Raw genomic sequence first — 7092 nt, 5'->3', positions numbered from 1 at the left:
AATTTTAGAGCCGAAATTACTCGCTCATGAAATTTTAAAATTTGCTAGACGCTTACTAAAATACTTAGCAGAATTAGAGATATTTATTATTTGATATATAAATTATATGTATTTTTATTTGTAAAATTTTACAAAATTTCAAGTCTTGCGCTGATATCAGCAACACCTTTTGAATACATTGCAGAAGTTACTATTGCATCGGCATTTGCAAATTCTTTTGCATTTGCTAAATTTACACCGCCAGCTGCTAGAATTATGGTATTTGGCGAAATTTCATCTCTTAAAGCTAGCACGTTTTTGATCAGCTCTGGACTAAATTTATCACACTGCACGACGTCGCATTTTGCCTTTAAAAGCTTGCTTGCTTCGTCCAAATTTTCAGCCTCGACGCAGATCTTTCGCTCGACCATTTTGGCTTTAAATTCTGGCAAATGTGACAGAAATTCATCAAAGCTAGCGTAGGCTTTTATGTGGTTTTTAAAGAAAAGAACGCTGTCACTAAGTCCAAGTCTATGCATACCGCCACCACCTTCAAGCACGGCTTTTACGCAAAATTTCTTTGCAAATGGGAAGCTCTTTCTGGTTGCTAAGACTTCGCATTTTTCATTGACACTTTTTGCAGCTTTTGACATTTTGTTTGTGTAGGTTGCGATGGCGCTGGCGTATTCTAGTGTGACTTGGGCTAGTTTCCAAGCCTTATGCACATCTTCATAGCTGCCATAAATTTTTATGATCACATCGCCAGCCTTGCAAATTTGAGAGTTTTTGACAAAAATTTCGCTCTCGCAGCCAAGTAGCCTTGCCGCGCTTGCTGCCACATCTACGCAGCTAACGCAAATTTCATCACGCGAGTAAATTTCAAGCGAGGCTTTTTTATCGATATCTTGAAGCGACGTTGTGAGGTCAAAGTAGGGTAGGTCCTCGTTTATGTAGTATAAAATTTCAGCGTCGCTTAGTTTCATTTTATGCCTTTTTTGAAGCGGTTTTTGCTTTTACGATCATCTTTTTAAAGATGCCGTTGTCGTAAAGTCCAGCGTGGTAAAGCGCAAAGCATGTAAATGCGATGCCAGAAACTACGTGGAATTTTTTAACAGATCTATTTTTCATAAAAAGTGCGCTTAGGCAAACAGATGCCAAAGTGACGCTCATGCCGACCTTTGCTACTTGTCTATGGGTATTTAGATCTAGTAGTTTGCCGCTTATCTTTATATCTTTTCCCAAATTTTCTCCTTTAGTTTTTGCCCCAGCAGCTTGTATTTTTGATGCCTAGACTCTCTGGGTCAAATTCTGGATTTTTACCAGCTTTTCTTTGAGCTTCGTAGTCTTTTATCGCTATTATCACCACTTTTGATAGTAAGAAAATGGCGATGATATTTATCGTAGCCATAGCTGCCATCGTGATATCAGCGATGTTCCAAGCTAGTTTTAAGTTCATCTGAGCGCCTATAAATATCATAATCACTGCTGTGATCTTAAATGCTAGCGTTAAATTTTTGCTTTTTGTTAGAAATTTCATATTTGCCTGTGCGTAGTAGTAGTTGCCGATGAGCGATGTGATGGCAAATAGCACTACTGCAAGGGTCGTAAAGTGTAGTCCAAAGTCGCCAAAATACTCTTTCATCGCTGCTTGAACGAGAGGTAGAGCGGTTAGCACTTCGCCACTTACGCCAGTTTGTTTTGTAAGATATGCTTGAGAAAAAAGCACGATCATACCAGAGGCGACGCATATCGTCATGTCGATAAAGACTGCCATTGCTTGCACTAGCCCTTGTTTGACTGGGTGGCTTGTGTGCGCCGCAGCCGCTGCATTTGGCGCTGAGCCCATGCCGGCCTCGTTTGAGAAAAGTCCTCTTTTTATGCCTATTACGATCACGCTTCCAGCAAATCCACCAAAGATCGCTTTAAAATCAAAAGCACTTTCTATGATCATCTTGATGACGGCTGGAATTTCTTTGAAATTTAAAACGATCGCGATGATAGCTAGCAAGATGTAAGTAAGCGCCATGAAAGGCACGATATATGAGCTAACTTTGCCGATGATGTGGCTCTTGCTAAAAAACATCACAGCCGTAAATGCTGTAAGGATAAGTCCGATGCCAATAGGCAAGCCGCTTTGTGCAAAGGTGATGTTGCTGCCTGCTTTGTCGTAGTAAATTTCAAAAGCAGAGGTCATGGTGTAGCTTTGAAGCCCGTTAAAGCCGTAAGCATAGGTGATGATGAGGATGATGGCAAACAAAGAGCCAAGCCACTTTATGCCAAGCCCGTTTTTGATGTAATAAGCCGGTCCGCCTTTAAAGCCAAAGACATCTTTGGTTTTATAAATTTGAGCCAAAGTACTCTCGATAAAGGCTGAAGCTGAGCCTAAAAACGCCATCAAGCACATCCAAAAAAGTGCTCCTGGACCACCTGCGACGATGGCAGCTGAAATTCCAGCGATATTGCCGATGCCAACGCGCGAAGCAGTTGAGATCATCAGCGCTTGAAACGGCGTTAGATGGTGCTTGTTATACTTGTCCTTTTTTTCTACCAGAACTCTGCAAGCTTCAAAGAACATCCTAAACTGCACAAAACGGGTAAGATAGCTAAAGTAAATTCCTGAAGCTACAAGGATGATAACCAAAAAATATCCATATAAAAAGTCGTTGGCTACATCCATTTTGCCGTTTAAAAAGTTTAAGAAATTCTCAAACACCATCTATCCTTTCAAATTTATTTTGACTTGATCTTCACGCCCTTCATTGAGTTGAGCAGAAGCCAGATCGTCGTGCCATTGTGAAGCATAGCAGTTGCTATTGGATTTAGCATGCCAAGCGTTGCGGCACTTAGTATGGCTGTATTTACGCCAACGGTTGAGCGGAAATTTGAGCTTATTAGCTTCATCGTCTTATTTGCGAGCTCTTTTGCAAGCGCCACGCTCATGATGTCATCTTTTAAAAGGCTTATATCAGCCGTTGCTTTAGCGATATCTGCACCTTTGTGCATGCTTATGCCAACATTTGCTTTTGTTAAGCTTGGCGCGTCATTTATGCCATCTCCGACAAAGGCGACCTTTTTGCCTTCATTTTTTAGCTCTTCGATGATCGCTGCTTTGTCCGTTGGTAAGCACTCAGCATAGACCCTATCAAGCCCTAGCTCACGTGCTACCTCTTCAGCCTTGCTCTTGATGTCGCCACTTAGCATAACTATCTCTTTTACGCCAAGATTTCGTAGTTTTGCCACCATATCTTTAGCGTTTGCTCTCATATCATCTTTCATGGCTATGACGCCAACAAGCTCTTTGTCGTATCCCACGTAAAGCAAGGTTAGACCGCTTTGCAAAGCCTTATTTATGAGCGTTTCGTGAGCTTTAAAACTTATCATCTCATCATCTTCTAAGAAGTGCCTACTGCCGATGACCACCTCTTTGCCGTGCATCGCAGTTTTTACGCCGTGAGCCACGATAAATTCGACCTCGTCGTGGTGAATGTGGCTAAATCCACGCTTGTTTGCAGCCTCAACTATCGCTTCAGCCACTGGGTGGAAGTAGTGCTCCTCGGCACTTGCTGTTAAATTTAAGATATCAGCCTCTGAAAATCCATCTTTAAAAGAGTAAATTTCAACCACGCTTAGGCGTCCATGAGTTAGAGTGCCGGTTTTGTCAAAGACAAATGTATCAACCGAGCTTAGAGCCTCAATCGCCTTTGCACCTTTTATGAGGATGCCGTTTCTGCCGGCTTTCGAGATGCTTGACTTAAACGCAACTGGTGTAGCAAGCTTAAGCGCGCAAGAGTAGTCAGCTTGAAGCACGCTTGCAACGCTGTTCATATTTTTATTTATAACATACGAAAGCCCAGCAAGAGAGAGCGTGACTGGCACAAGTTTATCAGCTAGTTTTAGAGCTTTTACGCCGATGGCTGATTTTTCATTGAGTGAAGTTTGGATGTACTCTTTGATCCTTGCGGTTGCGGTGTCGCTACCTACGTTTTCAGCCCAAATTTTGATCCTGCCCTCATCGACAACAGTGCCACTTATGACGCGGTCGCCTCTAGCTTTTGCCACAGGTTCGGCCTCTCCAGTCATTGAGACTTGATTTACATCAGCATTACCCTCGACGATGTAGCCATCAACGCCTATCGTCTCGCCAGCTCCGACTACTACGATGTCGCCTTTTTTTAAATTTTCGGTTTTTACCTTTTCAAGCGTCTTTTCGCCGTTTAAATTTCGCTCGACCCAGACCTCTTCGATGTTTGGTTTGGCTAGCTCTTTGATGAGATCATCGCTTTTGTGGCTAGCACTCTCCTCCATGTATTCGCCGATATTTATCATCAAATTTGTGCTATTTGCAGCCAAATGATCGCCCATTGCAAGGCTTGTGCCAATAGCAGTTGCCTCGAGCACTTTTGAGGTGATGCCCTCATGCCTTAGCTCTTTTGCGCCTTCTATTAAATTTGGAGCTGTGGCGTAAAGAGTCACGGCTGATTTTAGAGTTTTGTTACTCATAAATGGCGTTACACCAAGTGCAGCAGCAGCTTTGTAGATATTTGCTTTGCTAGGCAGGCTCTCATCTTTTGGCTTGGTTGGAAAATCATAGCTTTTTATAAAATCTAAAATTTTCTCATAGCTCTTATCAAACTCGACAACGATGCTTTTTGCGTATTTATTTACACGCACGCTTTTTGCATCGGTTCGCTCTGAGATCGCAGCCTCAATGGCACTGACATCGCTTCTAGCGTTTAGGCTCTCGCAAATAAACCTCGCTCTATTTTTGCTCTTGTGAGCTAGAGTGACCTTATTTTTGTGAGTCAAGTTCAGCTTTGACATCTTCAAAACGCTCTTTTAGTTCTTCTATGCCAGCGTTTATTAGCTCGCCACCTTTAATGATCGCTTTAAATACGCACTCTTGTGCTTTTGGATTAGTTAGCACATAAGCTGCTATGCCGCCTAAAAGTAGGCCTTTTACAAAGCCAGCTGCATTAAAATTTTCAGGTACAAATGGTAAATTTTGAGCTGCATTATTTATCGCATTATCAACCGCACTTGGCTGAGTTGTTGCTGCGTCATTTACTGCTACTTCGCTTGCATTTTCTTCATTGATATAAGGGTTATTCATTATTTACTCTCCAATTTTATTAGTTCTTCAGCTATCAAAAGACCGCCGATGCCAGCTGCTGTGAAAGCTGCTGCGTTTAGATATTTTTTTTGTGCTATCAAATTTGAAGCGTGAATGCCAACAGCACCTACAAAACCACCAGTTACGGCGTATTTTGCTATCTTTTTAGCGACATCTTTTTTAGTTGCTCTGTTGTTTAGATAGTCGTTAAAGCCAAGCGCAGCCGCACCCATGCCAGCGATTAAGGCTCCGCTGATGAAGTGATCAAACGGAAGCCTTGTGTTTGAAAGTGTAAAAAGACTATTTTCTTGCATTCTCTATCCTTAAGCTATATCGTTTGGTGTGATAGCTTTTGGAGCTGCTTGCTTTTTAGCGCGTGGTTTTCTTGTTTTTTTAACCACTTTTTCAACCTCTTTTTCTACTTTTTTAGCGCCACGTTTTGCTTTTTTCTCTTCTTTTACCATGAAGTCTTTTGCATCTTTTGCGACATTTTTGCCTTTTTTGTAAAGATCTTTTGCAGCCTCTTTGCCTTTGTCTAAGCCGTCTTTTGCGCACTCTTTGATCTTATCTCTTTTACTCCAAGCAACTACTGCTAAACCGCCTACTGCTAAACCTGCTAAAAATGGTAATGCCATTTTAAATCCTTTCTTTGTTTGATTTTGTAAATTATTCATCTTCTTCATCCTTATTTAAATTTTTGCTAACTACTGAAATGCCTAATGCCCCAAGCGCAAGCCCGCTAAAAAACGAGAAATTTGGGTTGTTTGTGATCTTTGCCAACTCGCTTTTATCAGCCTTACCACTTGCGATATTTTGCAAGCTTTTAGTTATCTCATTAAAGTCATTTTGATAGCTTTCTAAAATATTTGTTATGCCATTTTGCTCAAAATTTTGTGAAATTTCATTTAAATTTATCTCATTTTTTGCCACAGCTCCGCTATAAATTTCTTTTAAGCAGTGCTTTAAAGAGGTGATGTATTCGTTATTTGAAGTAGCCCAAAGTCTAAAAAATAGATCTTTTAGCTCCTCATCATCTAAGCTTTCACAAAATTTTTCATACATTTTGTTTAGCTCATTTTCATAGTTTAGTGCCTCTATCAGCGCATCTTCTTTATTTTTTGCTGGCAAAAAGATAGCTTCGTTTTCACAAACAAGCTCATACTCATGCGCACTTGCAAATTTCTCTATCAAGATGATCGCATTTTTTCTCACGCTTGCGATTTGATCAAATACTTCGCCAAATGAAGCTAGACCTTCATATAACCTTAGTGCGTTTTTTTCGCTCGTATAAGAGGCGTTTAAAAGCTCATTAAGCATATTTTACTTCTCTTGCTACTTCATTTACTTTAGCTGAAATTTCTTCTAAATTTTGACCTTTTAAGAGATCCTCCCAGAGATTTTTAGGGAAAATTTCGTGGTCATATTCGATCGTTACAGAGCCGATTATCTTGTTAAATTTAACATTTTTTATGCCATTTATCTGAGCTATCATGTCATCTAAACTGGCCAAATTTACGCTACTGCTTAGCTCTTTTATCTTTGGGCTAACCCTTACTCTTAGTCTGCCATTTGTGTGAGCTATCATCGAAAAATAGCTTGCAACTTGTGCTAAAGTCTGTGTTTTTATATCCATTTGTTTCCTTTTAGTTGATGGCGTATTATCTATTATATAACTTAAACAAATCTGAAATTTTTTTGTCTTTCATTATCAAAAAGTAAAATAAAATGATAAATTTAAACCCCATTTTTTGCTTGGCAATCACTGCAAATCCCATAAAGTATCATCTTGTGAGACTCTGCGCTAAATGACCTTTGGATACAAATTTGCTCCTGCCTTTGCTCTATCATCTCATCTTCAAAATCAACCACCTTTCCGCAAATTTCGCAGATCAGATGATCGTGAGAGGATTTTAAATTTAACTCGTAATTTTTAACACCATTTTGCTCAAAACTATTTGCTAGATGGTGGTTTTCTAAAAAATTTAAAAAGGTATATATAGAAG

At 40.1% G+C, this 7092-nt stretch carries 10 protein-coding genes; all 10 read right to left on the bottom strand.

Annotation, left to right across the window (positions count from 1 at the left end):
• Positions 1-128: 128 nt before the first annotated feature.
• On the bottom strand, positions 129-962 hold the full coding sequence (modD, locus tag CYP77_RS06025; protein ID WP_103565768.1) for a ModD protein: 834 nt from the start codon (positions 960-962) through the stop codon (positions 129-131).
• 1 nt (position 963) lies between these two features.
• Complete coding sequence (locus tag CYP77_RS06020) at positions 964-1221, bottom strand: hypothetical protein (RefSeq protein WP_021088499.1); 258 nt, start codon at positions 1219-1221, stop codon at positions 964-966.
• Between the two features lie 10 nt (positions 1222-1231).
• Positions 1232-2695: an alanine/glycine:cation symporter family protein gene (locus CYP77_RS06015; protein WP_103565764.1), complete on the bottom strand. Its 1464-nt coding sequence runs from the start codon at positions 2693-2695 to the stop codon at positions 1232-1234.
• 14 nt (positions 2696-2709) lie between these two features.
• Positions 2710-4800, bottom strand: coding sequence for a heavy metal translocating P-type ATPase (locus CYP77_RS06010; RefSeq protein ID WP_410002948.1), 2091 nt, complete (start codon positions 4798-4800; stop codon positions 2710-2712).
• Positions 4769-5089: an oxidoreductase gene (locus CYP77_RS06005; RefSeq protein ID WP_103565758.1), complete on the bottom strand. Its 321-nt coding sequence runs from the start codon at positions 5087-5089 to the stop codon at positions 4769-4771. Before CYP77_RS06005 ends, CYP77_RS06010 begins: the two co-directional genes overlap by 32 nt.
• A complete protein-coding gene (locus CYP77_RS06000; protein WP_103565755.1) occupies positions 5089-5403 on the bottom strand; it encodes a hypothetical protein in 315 nt (104 codons plus the stop codon). The genes CYP77_RS06005 and CYP77_RS06000 overlap by 1 nt, the downstream gene beginning before the upstream one ends.
• A gap of 9 nt (positions 5404-5412) precedes the next feature.
• Positions 5413-5724, bottom strand: a complete 312-nt coding sequence (locus CYP77_RS05995) for a hypothetical protein (protein ID WP_258032349.1) — start codon at positions 5722-5724, stop codon at positions 5413-5415.
• A 31-nt stretch (positions 5725-5755) separates the two neighbouring features.
• A complete protein-coding gene (locus CYP77_RS05990) occupies positions 5756-6406 on the bottom strand; it encodes an aminotransferase (RefSeq protein ID WP_103565749.1) in 651 nt (216 codons plus the stop codon).
• A complete protein-coding gene (locus CYP77_RS05985) occupies positions 6399-6722 on the bottom strand; it encodes an HMA2 domain-containing protein (protein WP_002942231.1) in 324 nt (107 codons plus the stop codon). The genes CYP77_RS05990 and CYP77_RS05985 overlap by 8 nt, the downstream gene beginning before the upstream one ends.
• Positions 6723-6823: 101 nt before the next feature.
• Positions 6824-7092, bottom strand: a 269-nt coding sequence (locus tag CYP77_RS05980; RefSeq protein ID WP_141090838.1) for a Fur family transcriptional regulator, incomplete at its 5' end; no start/stop codon positions are given.

Source organism: Campylobacter concisus, assembly GCF_002913865.1.
GTDB lineage: Bacteria > Campylobacterota > Campylobacteria > Campylobacterales > Campylobacteraceae > Campylobacter_A > Campylobacter_A concisus_AM.
The sequence above is the reverse complement of the archived record's forward strand: the minus strand, read 5'-3'. Positions and strand labels throughout refer to the sequence as shown.